Origin of the sequence: Niastella vici (genome assembly GCF_002077945.1) — a bacterium.
In the GTDB taxonomy this organism is placed as follows: Bacteria; Bacteroidota; Bacteroidia; order Chitinophagales; family Chitinophagaceae; genus Niastella; species Niastella vici.
This window is the reverse complement of the sequence record NZ_LVYD01000001.1, coordinates 519,232-534,860: the sequence shown is the minus strand read 5'-3', so window position 1 is coordinate 534,860 and position 15,629 is coordinate 519,232. Positions and strand designations below refer to the sequence as shown.

At 44.1% G+C, this 15,629-nt stretch carries 10 protein-coding genes and 1 tRNA gene; 3 read left to right on the top strand and 8 right to left on the bottom strand.

The annotated features are described in order from the left end of the window. Window positions 1-16: 16 nt before the first annotated feature. The 4 genes from A3860_RS02410 to A3860_RS02395 form a co-directional block, all read right to left on the bottom strand. On the bottom strand, window positions 17-397 hold the full coding sequence (locus A3860_RS02410; protein ID WP_081144928.1) for a hypothetical protein: 381 nt from the start codon (window positions 395-397) through the stop codon (window positions 17-19). Then, entirely contained in the window at window positions 378-3,122 is a 2,745-nt protein-coding gene (gene mobF / locus A3860_RS02405; protein WP_245843457.1) for a MobF family relaxase, read from the bottom strand. The genes A3860_RS02410 and mobF overlap by 20 nt, the downstream gene beginning before the upstream one ends. A gap of 85 nt (window positions 3,123-3,207) precedes the next feature. Beyond that, window positions 3,208-3,597: a DUF2958 domain-containing protein gene (locus tag A3860_RS02400; RefSeq protein ID WP_081144926.1), complete on the bottom strand. Its 390-nt coding sequence runs from the start codon at window positions 3,595-3,597 to the stop codon at window positions 3,208-3,210. A 375-nt stretch (window positions 3,598-3,972) separates the two neighbouring features. Further along, complete coding sequence (locus tag A3860_RS02395; RefSeq protein ID WP_081144925.1) at window positions 3,973-4,890, bottom strand: hypothetical protein; 918 nt, start codon at window positions 4,888-4,890, stop codon at window positions 3,973-3,975. 563 nt (window positions 4,891-5,453) lie between these two features. Here A3860_RS02395 and A3860_RS40885 point away from each other — a divergent pair. Together A3860_RS40885 and A3860_RS02390 are read left to right on the top strand one after the other, a co-directional pair. After that, window positions 5,454-5,627 (top strand): hypothetical protein, encoded by a 174-nt coding sequence (locus tag A3860_RS40885; protein ID WP_158085120.1) that lies wholly within the window; start codon window positions 5,454-5,456, stop codon window positions 5,625-5,627. Between the two features lie 270 nt (window positions 5,628-5,897). After that, window positions 5,898-7,181: a site-specific integrase gene (locus A3860_RS02390; RefSeq protein WP_081144924.1), complete on the top strand. Its 1,284-nt coding sequence runs from the start codon at window positions 5,898-5,900 to the stop codon at window positions 7,179-7,181. Window positions 7,182-7,215: 34 nt separating this feature from the next. Here A3860_RS02390 and A3860_RS02385 read toward each other — a convergent pair whose 3' ends face one another. The 4 genes from A3860_RS02385 to recQ all read right to left on the bottom strand — a co-directional run bounded on the left by A3860_RS02385 (window position 7,216) and on the right by recQ (window position 14,124). Then, window positions 7,216-10,569 (bottom strand): ATP-binding protein, encoded by a 3,354-nt coding sequence (locus tag A3860_RS02385; protein WP_081144923.1) that lies wholly within the window; start codon window positions 10,567-10,569, stop codon window positions 7,216-7,218. 143 nt (window positions 10,570-10,712) lie between these two features. Next, a tRNA-Phe gene (locus tag A3860_RS02380) sits at window positions 10,713-10,785 on the bottom strand. A 376-nt stretch (window positions 10,786-11,161) separates the two neighbouring features. Next, window positions 11,162-11,605 carry a hypothetical protein gene (locus A3860_RS02370; protein ID WP_081144921.1) on the bottom strand — a complete coding sequence of 148 codons (444 nt, stop codon included), beginning with the start codon at window positions 11,603-11,605 and terminating at the stop codon, window positions 11,162-11,164. A 218-nt stretch (window positions 11,606-11,823) separates the two neighbouring features. After that, the gene (gene recQ / locus A3860_RS02365) at window positions 11,824-14,124 is read right to left on the bottom strand and encodes a DNA helicase RecQ (RefSeq protein WP_216823357.1); all 2,301 of its coding nucleotides are present in this window, start codon (window positions 14,122-14,124) and stop codon (window positions 11,824-11,826) included. 516 nt (window positions 14,125-14,640) lie between these two features. On the opposite strand from recQ, the gene A3860_RS02360 reads away from it, so the two are divergent. Then, window positions 14,641-15,618, top strand: coding sequence for a KpsF/GutQ family sugar-phosphate isomerase (locus tag A3860_RS02360; protein ID WP_081144920.1), 978 nt, complete (start codon window positions 14,641-14,643; stop codon window positions 15,616-15,618). Window positions 15,619-15,629: the final 11 nt, after the last annotated feature.

Genomic DNA, 15,629 nt, shown 5'->3' with positions numbered 1-15,629 from the left:
AGGATTGTTATCAGCCTTATGCCTTTCTTTCCTCCACCACTGCCTCAATAACGACCGGCTGGCTGATTGTTTCCGGTAACACATAGCGCGGATTAATAACGTCAATCAGGTCGGGCTTTCGTTGGGTAAACTTCATCAGCAGGGTATTCAACAGGTATCCCTTTAGCGTGACAATCTCCGAAGTAAACCGCATGATGATCACATTGTGTTCGGTTTGCAGATGCAATTTTACCGATACCAAAAAGGGATAATAGAAAACTGCCTTGTTCCCATCCTCCCAACAAATCAGCACCCCGTTAAACAGGTCAGGCGACCCCGCATTTGTATTCACATACGGCCGGGTGGGATCGTTTTCCTTTAATTCGCGGTATAACTCATTAGACGGGTTTTGGTGCATAAGACCTTACAGTGCTTTCTATACGTGGCGGTTGTTGAGGTTCGACCTGGGCCTGTGGTGGCGCTGGTTGTTTCGGCTGCGCCTGTTGAGTGGCGATAAACTGGCTAAGGTTATCCCCGCCCATCAATTCAAGGGCCGATTGCCGGTCGCCTGTTTCTGACACGTGATCCAGTAAGGCTTCCTTGCATTCGGTATATACGCGCACCATATCTCGCGCCCTGCTTACTGATACATAGAACTGTTTCAGAGATGCGGCTGCAAAGGTGACCGCAGGCATTGCAATAAACACCTCGTCAACTGTTTTGCCCTGTGCGGCATGGGACGTGGTGGTATAGCCGTGATTGATATGGCCGAAGTCAACACCAATACGGTATTCAGCTCCGCTGGCCGGGCTTACCAGTGCAATAACACCATTATCATCAATGGATGCCACCTTCAGGCTTTGCCCATTGTTCAGCCGCTTGCCGTTACGGTCAAAGCTGCCACGGGTAATCGTAACCGTATCGCCAATGGCAAGCGGAATAGTGATTTTCCGATAGACAGTGAATTGGTGGGCCTTGTCCAGCGGCAGGGGCAAGGTGGCCCCATTGGCTTCGGTCATAATAACGCTGTTGCCTGATGCCTCATTCACCTGCCATATGCTGCCACGGGCAATGCCTTTAAGGTTCTGGTTAAACTGCACGGCCAGACCTGGCTGGTACATGCAAGGATCGGCCTTCTCTGCCTCGGTGTAGTTCAAATTAATGTAACGGGTGACGTTTATATCCTCCGGCCCGATGGTGCCAGCGGCGCGTAAGGCTTTACGCAGATCAGCGGTAACGGCCTCGCCCTGCTGGTGCGTGGGTGACACCACAAGGGCGGTGTTGCCTTTGGTGATGGCAGCCATATAATCGCTGACCAGTTGCGCATTCAGGCTGGCCGTATCGATTTCGGTTATGGCGTTAAATTCTTCCAGCCGTTCAAAGGCGGACTGGATATTGCCTGCGGCAATATCTTCAACGGCCTTGCGATAGCATTCATGGCGCTGACGATATATCTTGTTTACCTCTGCTGCCTTGATACCTGCAACGGTATTCAGGATACGAAGCGCATCGCCCCGTATAACGCTATTGTGTTGGCGTGTGTCTCCAAAAAGCAAAACTCGTGCGTTTCTGTCCGTGGCCAGTTGTAACACCGCCGCCATTTCCTTTACGCCCAATAACCCCGCTTCATCCACGATCAGCGCCCCATCCTGCAGGGCGTCCTGCATGTCGGGATCAACCAGCAACCGGGCGACGGTATCAGCGTCGCTAAACCCTTCTTCCCGCATTACCCCACGCGACGCGTTAGCCGTCGGGGCCACCATGACCGGGTTGATGCCCGTGCCCTGTATATGCCTGACCAGTTCTTTCATCAGGGTGGTTTTTCCGGTGCCAGCACCGCCCTGTACATTCGATACCCTGTCCGTGGTCGTCAGGACGTGGGTAATGGCTGCGGCATGTTCCCCCGTAGCGGTTAAGGGTGGTGCTTCGCTGTATAAGGGAACGCAACAACCCTTTCCCGCCATAGCAAGCCTGACCATGCGTTGTTCTTCGGCCAGCACCTCATGCGTGGTACACATGAGTTTCGAGCCATCCTGTATGCGGCGGATAATTCGTTTGTCCCGGTTGAACGCATCCGTGATCGCATCGAGGGTTATACCGGCATGGCCCAAACCATACCGGTAGGCGGCGGCAAGGATGCGGCGGTCATGGGCCACCGATGCCCGTTCAAAACATTTTGAAAGCGCGTGGTCGATACATTGTGCCGGTGTAATGGTTATAGTCTGTTGTTGGGGGATCACATTCTTTAGATTGCCACTGCTATCGCTATTATGCAGGTTCAGTTCAGCGATTTGCCTGTGCCAGTCCGCTTGCAGTTCGGCCATTGAAATATTTTTTTTCTTTTTGGCCCGTGTCTGTGCGGCAAGCTGGTCTAGCTCTGCCGTATCGGTAATATTGTTTTCCCGTGCAATCCGGTTGACCTCCTGATTGCGTTTGGAAAACAGGTCGATGACCGGCTGCGGTATGCCATCCAGTTCAAAGAATGTGGCGGTTTTACGAATGCTGTAGCCCAATGCCATTAATTTATCGGCCAGCTTCTTGTGATAGCGTGCCTGATAATAGGGCATGTCGCGCTTGATAAATTGGAACTGCCCGGCTTTATAAACCTGCTCTGCCTCATCCCATGTCACGTTAAAGACAGTGTTGTGCCGGTGCAGGTGCGGATCGGGGTTGGTATCATCATCGACCGGCCTTGCTGTTGAATGGTCAAAACCCGACCATAATAATTCACCTGTTTGGCGATTGTCGTTCTGCCCGTTCTTTCGCACGCGCGTTTGCGCATCATCTTGTATATCCAGCATGGTTTCATTTACTGATTCCTGAAACGCGGTAAGAATGTCCTCATGCCCGTAAACGGCGTAAGCAATGGAAACGGATTTGGGACAAAGGGCCGTTATATCATAATAGACGGTTCTGTCTTCGGTTGTGCGTTGTGTCAGTGTTTGGCCGGTAACCGGGTTGATATTCCAGCACAGAGAATGAAACACCTCTTTTGTCGCAGGTCCAGTAATCCTCAAACGATCTGCAATCTTGCCCTGAAACTGGCCGGGGCTTTCCTGCTGGTCGTTGATGTAATAACCGGCCTGTGAAAGCGCATCATTAAAATAATCCTCTGCGTGTGCCGCAGATTTAACCTGTATCATACGAAGCATGGGCCGTTATCTCTAGTAATCGAAACAAACAAAAAAGCAGCGCCCGTTAGAGGCGCTGCCAGTTGAGGCACATGAATTACGATGGTTTGCAACCGGGCGGTTTTTGCTTCACGTACCGCGAAAGCACGGAATCATCTTCTGTGATTTGTTCACAGGAACGGGCTGCATTTGCGTAAACACTAATCGGATATTTTGCTTCAAAATGCAGATCACGTTCGACACGCAAACCGTAAGCATTTTTCACACTGGAAATTTCTTCAAGGCTGACGTAACCAAGTTCGGGAAATCCCATACCCAGATCGCACAAGCCAAAAGCAAGATCGGGTTCTTCGGGATCAAGTTCGGTAATCAACCAGGTATGTCGCATTCCCGGCATAAATAATTTAATCACCGGATAATGGTCTTTGCCTCGCTGCTGCCCGTTTTTGATAAGCTGCTCGTATTGCGATTGCGTATAAAGTTTCATTGTCTTTCCTTTCTTGTGATAGTTGATGGGTACAAGGCGGGATCAGCCGAATGGCCAGTGAACGTTCCCGGCAAAAATTTTGGGTTGGGCGTGCGGGCGAAAATTTTTGTTGGGAATAAGGGAGCGCCTTCGGCACCGTCCCTTGTACGCATCCATCAGCTTTCACAGGGGAAGTGAAATGATCTGCGTTATACCTTGCGTTTCACGCTGGCTGCTTATACAGGAAGGCTATTTACAGGACGGGAAAAACATCGGCGATTAAAGGTTTTGCAAAAACTCGAAAACCAATAATCTTATCCTATCACCAGCAAAAATTCAGACATTGAAAAAGCACCCGGTTAGGGGTGCTTTCCAAAATTTAATCGGCTAATGCTATTAGGCTGGCGAAGACTTTTGAGTTAACCACCACGCATTCACCGTTTCATGCGGCGGGGGATATAAAGTGTTCATGGGCCGGTGAATTAAATCCACCTCTCGTTTGAATATTTCTTCTAGCTCCCTATCGGCGTTTTGACCGTCGGGTGTATTCGGCATATAAGTAAAGGCAACACAATAACCGTACTTGTAGACATACCCATTGCATTGGGGTAGGCATGAATAATCGTTCAGGATAAGCGCATCGCTTTTCAATACCGAAGCCTTTTGATATTCCAAAAGCGAAAAGAAATCCCACCTATCCTTAAACACATGAATATACGGTGGCCCGGTTACCTCCCCGCGAATAAAAGTCACCCAAGGCTGGCTTTCCAGATATTCACGGAAGTATTTATTTTCTATCAGATAGCCGTCATCATCATTTGGCAAGCCAAGCGCAAGAAAATGAGATTTTTGCTTCCGATCATAGACATTCACTTCCTGCATGTACTTCTGTGCAAGTTTCAATGAAATGCCTTTTGCTTCTACTTCCGCAATAAGCGCGGGATCTTCAATTTTTTTAGTGCTGCTGATTGTATAGCGTGGTTCACATTGGGATGGTTCGGCTTCTACAGTAACTGAGCCAGTCATTACTTTACCCATCGTGTTTTCAATAAAGGCGAGCGCATCTGAGATGTCATGCGGCTGGTTATTGTGTTCGAGATGGGCGATTGCAAAGTCAATGATTGTGCCGCCTCGCTTTTTCCTGAAGTCATACCAGAAGTTCTTTTTCAGGTTTACATGAAGGGCTGGGTTCTTACCTTTCTTCTTTTCAGGATAGTGATAATAAGCATCTTTTTTCGTCTTTCGTTCGGGTTTAAAACCCAGCTTGTCCAATATTTCAAAAAGCGATATAGTTTTCGCCTGTTTGCTATTCATATTATCCTCACATGGAAATAATGTTTCAGGGAACAGAGGGAAAGGAAGTTCTGATACAACTTTCTTTCCCGACTTTTCAGGTTAAGGCTTCAGCCTTCGTTCCCTGTATTCCTGTAGAACCGATTGCCAATAATATACTCGCCCATTTTTCTCTTTTTGCGGCTGTAGGTCAGGCGTTTTGATACTGTCATATACTGCAAGTGTGCCAACTGTATGCTTGATATAAGGCGCGGCATCCTTGCGGTATATTTTTCGATCTCCTGTTTTGGGTAATTGCATTGAAATTCCTTACTGGGTTGTTATTAAGGGTTGGATGAACACTTTGAGATTTCTCAAAAGTGTGGGGCATAAAACAATCTTTTTAAGAAAAGTCAATATTTATCGGAGCTAATTAAAGGTTTTTCTTCTTTTTATTTTAAGCGGTTACAATAATATGCATCTATAAGACGCGATGTTTTAAACTGCCCAGCAAAGCCGCAACTTTAATTCGCAACGAATTATTTCAGTTCAAAAGCAGATAACGATATTTTTCCCTTCCGTTTTCAAAATTTATGAGGGATTGAATGGCTACCATGCAGGAAATTGAACACGTATTGAAAGTGGCGGCAAAGGTTGTGGCGATGTATGGCGAAACCTATCTGCCTACGTTTCAACGTGTATATCTGGAATTGCAATTGATGAAGGAACGAGAAACTAAAAAAGCTCTTGCCTTAAAGCAAGCGATTGATTACGCTTAATCCCAATAATCATTGGAATAAGGGATGTCACAACATAACGGTGACTATCAAATTTAAAACCGGTGATTATCCCTTATTTGTCAACCAGATGGAGAAGGGGCGGAAATTGAGCTTAGAACCTGTCGGGTGCGCCAAACAACTATCATTTTCTGATTGATTGTCGCAACTAAACCTTTAATTCGCAGGTTTATTTCTCATTTAGCTTGGCTATGAGAGTATACACCAGCTCGTTTCTGTCCCGAATTTGTCACAACCAGAGGAACAACGAGCATGACGCACTTGCTGAATCGCAATGGCATTTACTACTACAATCGAAAAGTACCGAACGCTTATAGACAATACGACCCTCGCGACTATGTTCGCGTGTCTTTGAATACTGACAGCAAGAAAATCGCTATCCGGTTAGCCGATGAAAAAAACGACCAGCTAGAAGCCTATTGGCATACCCTGCATAAAACCGGGGAAATGCACAGTGAGTCCAAATACAAGGCACTTGTAGAACGCGCCCAGGTACTAGGGTTTGCATATTATTATAACCAATTCCTTGCAGAACGCCCGTTCCATGAGATCATTGCCCGCTACCAATACCTTGAAAAAGTAAACTTCAATGAGAAACAGGTTGAAGCGGTTCTTGGTGCCGAAGAAAAGCCTGTCATCCAACTTAAAAATGCCCTGCGGTTATTTTGGAATTTATCAAAAGATAAACTAATCGATAAATCCGAACGCCAAGTTAAAAAATGGAAAAATCCACGGAAAAGGGCCTTTAAAAATTTCCTGTTATGTGTTGGCAATAAACCACTACCAGAACTGACACGCAGCGATATAGTAAACTTTAGAAATTGGTGGATTGGGCGACTGAAGAGTGGTGAGTACGTTTCAAATACTGCCAACAAAGAACTCATCAATGTAAAAACGATCATTACAACGGTTGCCGAGCATTATGAGCTTGGCCTTGATGATATTCGTTTATTTAAGAAAATACAGATCAAGCGGGATGATGCAGGAAAACGCCCAGCATTTACTACTGAATATCTCCTTGAAACCTTCTTAAAACCCGAAAACCTTGCAGGGCTAAACGAACAGGCGAGAAATGCCTTGTATGCGTTTTCCGAAACGGGTGCAGGCATTTCCGAACTCGTTAGTCTGTTGCCGGAAGATATTCGCTTGGATGATGAAATTCCGCATATTGTTATTGTATCTCGCAAAGGCAGCACTCAAAAAACGAAGTACCGTCGACGGGAAATTCCTCTTGTTGGATTTGCGTTGGATGCTTTCAAAGAATGTCCTGACGGGTTTACAAGATATGCTGGCCGACCGGATAGCCTCACCACTCTTTTGAATAAGTATCTAACGGAAAACAAGCTATTTCCCACTGAAGAACATTCGGTCTATTCGCTGCGCCACAGTTTTCAGGATAGGTTGTTAGCCATTAAGGCGCTTGATAGGGAGCAGGCCGATTTGATGGGGCATAAGTTTGAACGTCCTGATTACGGCGAGGGTGTAACGCTTGCTCAAAAGCTGGAATGCTTAAAGAAAATTCAACTAAGGCGATGAAAAATTCATTCAGTTGTATATCAGAATATTCACTCTATAAAAACCATGGGGTTCGCTCCAATACAGGATGAAGTTTAAATTCCCCGCCCTGTCTCATGAACGCTCCGGTAAGATACGCGATATCACCGGCATATTTAGTCGTGATTGGCTCTGCACAATGAGAGTCTGTCGATGCCCAGTTCAGTTTCGTTAAACTTAAAACCTGCGATGCTAAAACTCGTAAATCCGGTGTTTTCGCCATGTTATTTTTAGCTTCAATGAAAATATTAAGCTCTAACGGCTTGGGTGTGCCCAATGCCCTTCTGTATGGGTTATCTCCAGTAGTTGACAATAAGATCTGATTTCCTCGCGTAATAACATACCTGCCTCTTGTTAAACTTCCTGTCGTTTCCGGGCGGTCATCATAAAGTCTAACATGGTGATGTGAATTGATCCAAACAAATACATACGTGCCGTTTGGTCTAATTGATCGTGCTGCTTTCAGAATTGCAGCTTTATCCTCTCTTGAGAATTTTGCCGAATAATGGAAACAAATTGTTGGCTCTTCAGATAATTTTAGTTTTGATAAGGTTGCTTTGACAAGCGCCTCATAATGTTTTACGCGATCATCGAATGCGAAAACTTCGCTTCCACCTGAGTAAAACTCCCACCTTCCATATTCATTGAAGACATTTGCGAAGGCCATGACTCGGTTTGAACCCTTGCGATAGTTCTGTGTATAGGATAGCCCTATGAAAAAATCACAGTCTGGTATTGATTCTGGTAAAACCCAAGGCGTTTGACCGCACTTCGCAACAATATTTAGGGCTAAGTTTAAATCTTTAAAATCAGGGTTGAGTAATGTCGGTGTATCAACCATCTGGCAAGGAATACCAGCTTCCAATAGCATTCTTTTTATGACGTAATATGGAGATGTTTCGTCGTCAATTGAATGTCCAACTTCTGGACAATGGACTAAAAAGATTCTTGAGAGTGTATTATCTCCTTTCCACTCCGGATGCTGCTCTAATAGGCGACCAATCTCATTTTGTAGATTTTGGGGATCAGCATTAACAACTGTATTATATGTTAGCTTTACCCCAAATGTCCTTTCACTGCCTTTGAATTTAAATTTTCCTGTACGAAGGCGATCTATTAAAGCCTGCATGTTCGAATGGAAATTCGAGCCGCATAGCGGGATTATCTCAATATTTTTCGGGCTATTATCGTATGATCCGTATTGAGTAATTCCTTCTCGAACATCCGGACTTGCTTTATGTTTCGAAAACTCGACTTGCGGTTCCTTTAAGCCATCTACTCGTAATAAATTAGACCCATCTCCTCTTGGTGACATTCTTAGCGGTTCGGTTGAAATTGTTAAAGCTGACGAACCGATCTTTAAAGGAAAAATATTTTCAAAAACATCATTTATTACATTCCGTGTAACATCGGCGCGTAGTCTTGATGCGTTTTTGTCTGTTGCAAAGGTCGCTTTTTTAATTTCTTTAGGTAAGTCATACTGCACACCAAGCGCCGCAAAAACTTGTTTGATTGATTCCTGTGGCAGCTTAGGAATAACTTTGTTAATTGGCAGCGTTTCTTCGGTCTTCGTATCAAAAATGAAAACCCTGCAATAGTCATTTTCGATCGCGACTATTTTCCCATGTGACCAGCCTTGAAATTGGCAAATGCATCTCATATTAATTACACGTTCCGCCGATATATAATTCAGGACTTTTGGAAGCAGCAAAACGGTTTGTACTTCAACGGTATAGTCAACCAGCAGGAATAATCGGTCTTTATACTCTTTCATTTGAAAAATATACGCTGGAAAGAGTTGGACGATTTGAGATACCGCAGCGACTGAGGGTAGTGCCACACCGCGTCTGTGTGCAGTAATTTGTCCAAATGAATCACGATCTATAAACCATCCACTCGCGGCCATCTTATTTTTCAATGCCAGTATGATTTCCCTTTTTTGATGGTCTCTTTTATCATGGTCGGGCTCAAGGGAAACGCCCATGAAAGGATAAAGGTTACTAAATTCGGGTGAATCCGCGTTTTCTTCATTTGAAGTCTCCTTACGCGTAGCAGAGTTATTATAAAGAATAACCCGGGTTTCTAATGGGGTGGTTATATATTCTGGCGCTTGCAAACCAAGCTTTGCCATTTCTTCACGCATTCTTTTAGTGCCTTCCTGCAAAGCTTGGACGAAGGCTCTTCCATTTGCATCTTTCATTGAACGCAGCCATTCCATGAGCTGTGGGTTGCGGGAATGGTGTTCAAGATGTGTATTGTCTAACGAAAAATGTTCCGGGACATCGACGCTTTGAATAATGCCACCTGGACTGATAACGACAAACGCATCAGTGTACTTATAACAAAAAATAGGCTTGCCGATGCCATAGTCCCTGTGGGCAACCGCATTCACTACAGACTCATCAATTGCAATGGTGGGGTATTCCGGTTCTTCGATAAAACCACCCGATGGATTGCGTCGTTGATATACTTCAAAGAAGGCAGATTCTAAAATAAACGTTCTAAAGTCCCTAATTTGTTTTGTAATGCTACCGGAAAATTTTTTATCGTAGGTGGGGGCTGGCCTGTTTCTATGCTCAGAGTAGGGAACATCAAACCTAACTAAACGAATGAAGGCTTGGGGAATATCTCTTTCTGGGTTTACACTAAAAAACAATGCACCTGAATTGGTAAACCAAAGTTCGTCATTAGGCATTTTTGTGATCCCGCCAAAGCGTTTCAACAACTCGGTGGTAGACCAGGTGTAAGATGCGCTATCTAAATAAGTATTCGCGAATTCTTTATATACATCACTATCGACATCGCTTTCATCAAAGCGACTACAATTTGTACGCTCAAAAGAAACAACACCTTTGTCTCTTTTCATCGATTCAATGTCAATATCTGTAAGTTCAAGATTTTGAAGGCCACTACGACGCCAAGCTCTCTTTGGGCTGCCTGCCGTTTCACAAATCGCCTTATCGGCATACCCGCTGTAAAATAGCCCTATTTGAAGAGTTGTTCCATTTATCTCAATTTCATGTATCTTAAAATCAACTTTATGATTCACTATATAGTTGATCTGTGCTAATGAATTGATTTGGTTTTCGTTCAAGTGGTTTATTCCCACTATTTGCCCATTGGAAGCTATGCCAAGGACAAGTAATCCGCCATCATGATTTTGGTTTGCAAATCCAGATAAAACGGGAACAATATTATCAGTTTTAAATGTATTTATATCTTGACTGCGTACAACACCATTGACTGCACGAGGGGCTTCCTTTCTATCGAAAAGTTGGCCTTCAAAATCACGATCATTAGGCAATGTCAAAAAATCCAAATATTGATCTGGATTGTCGAAAATGTGTCTTGGACTATTTCTTTTACCCATCTGAAAGCAATCGTTAGAAATGCAAATATCTATTTTCTACCATAGAAAATACCATCAGGTAAGATGGAAGGCCAATGTTAGACCTATGTTAGACCCAAACAAAAAAGCAGCTATGAATTACTTCATAACTGCTTGGTTGTCTGTGGTGTGGGGCGGGATCGAACCGCCGACACAAGGATTTTCAGTCCTTTGCTCTACCGACTGAGCTACCGCACCATCAAATTTTTCAGGTCCTTATCCGCCTTCGCGGCACCGAACCTTTAAATCGGGCAGCAAAAATAGGGGATATTCCTAACAAAAGTGAAAAAAATGGCAAAAGAATTCCAATTCTCTTCAATTATTTTATAAAAATCAAGTGTCTGCTTCAAACAGCAATGCCTGGATGATGAAAAACATTATGACGAGCCCCGTGAACAAGCTTATTCCCTTAAATCACCGGCCAGGCAGTACATGGGTTTGCCATTTTTCACTGCTGTTGATCGTAGTATGGGCCCATAAAAAAACATCCGCCGGGCAGGCGGATGCTATTGGCTTATTCATTATTCATGCCCTTATTGCAGTCTCTTATAGTTGATTTATACTAATTGTTCGCTTATACCGCTATTGTCGGTATTTTCTTATTGGGTGCCGTAGAGTCGGGGTCCAGTTCCAAAATCAGCTGTTTTACTTCCGGTGCAGGCGTTGTAACAGGTGCCTGGCCTTTTTTGGGTGTTGCCCGTTTGGTGGCCGGTGCAGCCTTCGGTTGGGCCGTTGTGGTTTCTGAAGATTCCTCCCCGGTTACCAACTCAGTTCCCGCTGCTTTTTCAAACAGGGGATCATCGATCCAGTGGCTATCATCTAATGTTTTTGAAGCTTTTTTTACTGTAGTATCAGTAGCAGAAGAAGACTTTTCCTGATTCTCGGCGCCAGTTGGGGAAACGGCACTGTTTTCCTGGTTAAAGGATAAAATTTTGCTGACTGCGCTCTGCTTACCCATAACACCATACACTCCCGCCAGCATCAGGCATGAAATGCCCATCAATACAATGGCTTTCATTAGGATTTAAATTTAGCGTTCAGGGGTTAAATAAAATCTAACACTTAAACGGAATTACGTAGTGTAAAGTATTAACAAGTAACTAAATATGCATTTTATTTCGATTAAAGGTGCCTATTGTTCGGTGAATGCCCGCTAAGAACGGTTTGGCTAAAAAGAAAAATGTATGCTCCGCAGTTAACGGGCATACATTTTTTATAATTAATTCAATCGAAAACCTACATTCCGTACTGGGCCAGGAATTTTATCCGCATGATCTTCAACTGCTCCCAGGTGAAGTTCTGATCTGATAATTCTTCCAATGCAACCTGCAACGACGAAGTTTCGCATCCTTTAAAATAATCGATTATATCTTCCTGCTCGTTTTCGTCCAACATTTCAGCAATGGCATAATCAAGGTTCAGCTTGGTGCCGCTGGCGGCAATGGTTTCCATTTCTTCCAGCATTTCATCCATACGCCAGCCCTTGTTCTTGGCAATTACCTCGAGTGGGATCTTTTTATCGGTTTGCTGAATAATATATACTTTATTACCGCTCTTGTTCACCACGCTTTTCATCACGAAATCGTCGGGGCGAACAATATTGTTTTCTTCTACATAGCGGGCTACCAGCTCAATGAATGGCTTTCCATAACGGATGGCTTTTCCCTTACTTACGCCAGAGCATTTCTCCAGTTCTTCCAGTTTTGTAGGAAAAAGGGTCGCCATATCCTGCAATGAGGTTTCCAGGAAGATCACGAACGGCGGCAGTGATTTTTTCTTGGCTTCTTTCTGACGCAGCTCTTTCAGCATTTCAAATAACTTCTCATCGGCTGCTGCACCGGTAGCTGCTTCTGATCCTTCATCATCATCGGCATTGGCCTCTTCATATAAATTGTTCAAAACGATCTTGAACGATTTTGGCTTTTTGGCAAATGCTTCCCCGTTCTTAGTGATCTTTAATACGCCATAATCTTCTATATCCTTGCTCAACAGTCCTTCCAGTAACATTTGCCTGATCAGCGAATTCCAGTAATGATCGGGCTGATCATTACCTATGCCGAATTCGGCAAGGCCTTCATGGCGGTACATCGCGATATTGGGTGTTAACCGCCCAATGATAATGTTTACCGTATAATCTGAGGCAAAGCGTTCATCGAGCGCTTTGATCACTTTCAACACCTTCACCACATTATCTTTGGCTTCTACCTGTTCTTTCGGGTGTAAGCAGTTATCGCATTGTCCGCAATTCTTTTCGGTATACTCTTCACCAAAATAGCTCATGAGTATTTTGCGCCGGCATACACCGCTTTCTGAGTAAGCTACCGTTTCACTGATAAGCTGGGCGCCTACTTCGCGTTCGCTGAGCGGTTTATCGCGCATCAAATGCTCGAGCTTCGATACGTCTTTATGCGAATAGTATAAGATACATTTTCCTTCCAGTCCATCGCGGCCTGCACGGCCTGTTTCCTGGTAATAGTTTTCAATGCTTTTGGGAATGTTGAAGTGAATTACAAAACGGATATCCGGTTTGTCGATACCCATACCAAAAGCGATGGTGGCTACAATAACCTGAACATCTTCATTGAGGAACAGGTCCTGCCGTTCTGCACGCAGCTTGCTGTCGAGGCCGGCATGATAAGCAACTGCTTTAATGCCATTGGCCATCAGCATATCGGCCAGCTCTTCAGTGGTCTTACGATTTAATGTATAAATGATACCGCTCTTGCCTTTCATTTGTACAATGAAACGCACAATACTTTTGATCGTTTGATCTTTCTTGATCTTGGGCTGTATTTCGTAATACAGGTTAGGGCGGTTAAAAGAAGATATGAAGATCTCGGGCTCTTTCAGTCCGAGGTTCTTGATAATATCACTTTGTACTTTGGGCGTGGCAGTGGCGGTTAATGCAATCACCGGTATATCGGGATTGATCTGCGTCATCATTTCACGCAACCTTCTGTATTCAGGTCTGAAATCGTGTCCCCATTCAGAGATACAATGCGCTTCATCAACTGCAAAAAACGACAATTTCAGATCAGAAAAGAACTCGAGGTTTTCCTGCTTGGTCAACGTTTCAGGAGCAACGTACAACATTTTAGTACGGCCGCTGAGCAGGTCATCGTGTACCTCGCGAATTTCCTTTTTTGTTAAAGTAGAGTTAAGAAAATGCGCTACATCATCTTTGCTGCTATAGCTGCGCACCAGGTCAACCTGGTTTTTCATCAGGGCAATAAGCGGAGAGATAATGATCGCCACGCCTTCGCTGATGATCGCCGGCAACTGATAGCATAAACTTTTTCCACCGCCTGTAGGCTTTATCACAAAGGTATCTTTGCCTGCCAATAAACATTTAATGATAGGTTCCTGGTTGCCTTTAAACTGGTCGAATCCAAATTGCTCCTGGAGTGCTTGATGTAAAGAAGCGCTGGAGATAGTAGAAGTAGAAGAAGTGTCAGCTTTTTTCTTTGCTACTGAATTGTCTTTTTCTTTCTGAACTTTTGCCGTTTTTGACGGTATTTTTTTTGATGTGGTTGACATTGCTCAAAGTGTTTCCTTCGCACAGATTGTTTCAGAAAATATTTAATTATTCTGCCTGCTTACTGCCGCTATATAACGGCAATAACGGTTTCATTGTTGCCCTTTAGCAAATCGTCAGATCAATTGAATGTGTTTAAATCAGGCCATTAGGATAAAGATGTATTACAGGCAGCATTGTAAAGGGATGCGAATTTAATTCATTTTTGTTGTTATGCCAATCTTTTAATTGTCAATTCCTCATATTTAAAAAGCTCCTTAAGTGATATTCAGCCTGTATTTTATTGCCTGTTTAATAAGATTCTACACTTCAATAACTGATAAACTGCTTAACTTAACAAAAGCTAAGTTTGTTTGTATAAGCATTTGATAAATAACGTATCGTGAGGCAATAAATAACGGTGAACAAATTTTGCGAAGGATGCCTTCCTTTGTTATTTAACAAACGTATGTTTATTGTTTTCAAAAATGCATAAAGCTTTGTGCAATTAACATTTTCAAGTAGGTTTGCGCCTTAATATGTCAACTTTGTCTGCCATTGATATTAAGTCTGTTGCGCTTCGAACCATAGGGTTGGAGGCGGAGGCTATAGCATCGTTACAAACCATGGTGAACGATGATTTTGAGCGTGCTGTGAGGTCGATCTACGAAACGAAGGGCCGGGTAGTGATCAGTGGAATTGGCAAAAGTGCCCTCATTGCTCAAAAGCTGGTTGCAACATTAAACTCAACGGGAACACCGGCTATATTCCTGCATGCGGCCGACGCCATACATGGCGATCTGGGTATGATACAACAGGATGATGTGGTGATGATCATCAGTAAAAGTGGTGAAAGCCCTGAAATAAAAGTACTTGTTCCCCTTATCAGGAATTTCGGTAACACTTTGATTGGAATGGTTGGTAATATGGGCTCCTTCCTGGCCCGGCAATCGGGCATTGTGTTAAATACCACAGTGTCGCAGGAAGCCTGCCCCAACAACCTGGCGCCTACTTCCAGTACTACGGCCCAGCTGGTTATGGGCGATGCCATTGCGGTATCCCTGATGGAGCTGAGGGGGTTCACCTCCGAAGATTTTGCCCGGTTTCATCCCGGCGGCACGCTTGGCAAGAAATTATACCTGCGCGTATCTGACCTGTATGTGAATAACGAAACGCCCAGGGTTTCACCATCTGCTACGTTAAAGGAAGTAATTGTTGAAATATCGAGAAAAAGACTGGGGACAACGGCTGTTACAGATGAGAATAACCATTTGCTGGGCATTATTACCGATGGCGACCTGCGGCGTATGCTCGAAAAGAATATACCATTAGACGGTATTATTGCTAATGAGATCATGACGCTTGATCCGAAAACCATTACAGCCGATGCGCTGGCTGTGGAAGCACTTGATCGTTTGCGGAAGTATGATATCAATCAACTGGTTGTTGTAGCTGCTGATTCAACATACCTTGGCTTCATTCATTTGCACGACCTGATCAGGGAAGGCCTTATTTAGCAGTATAATAA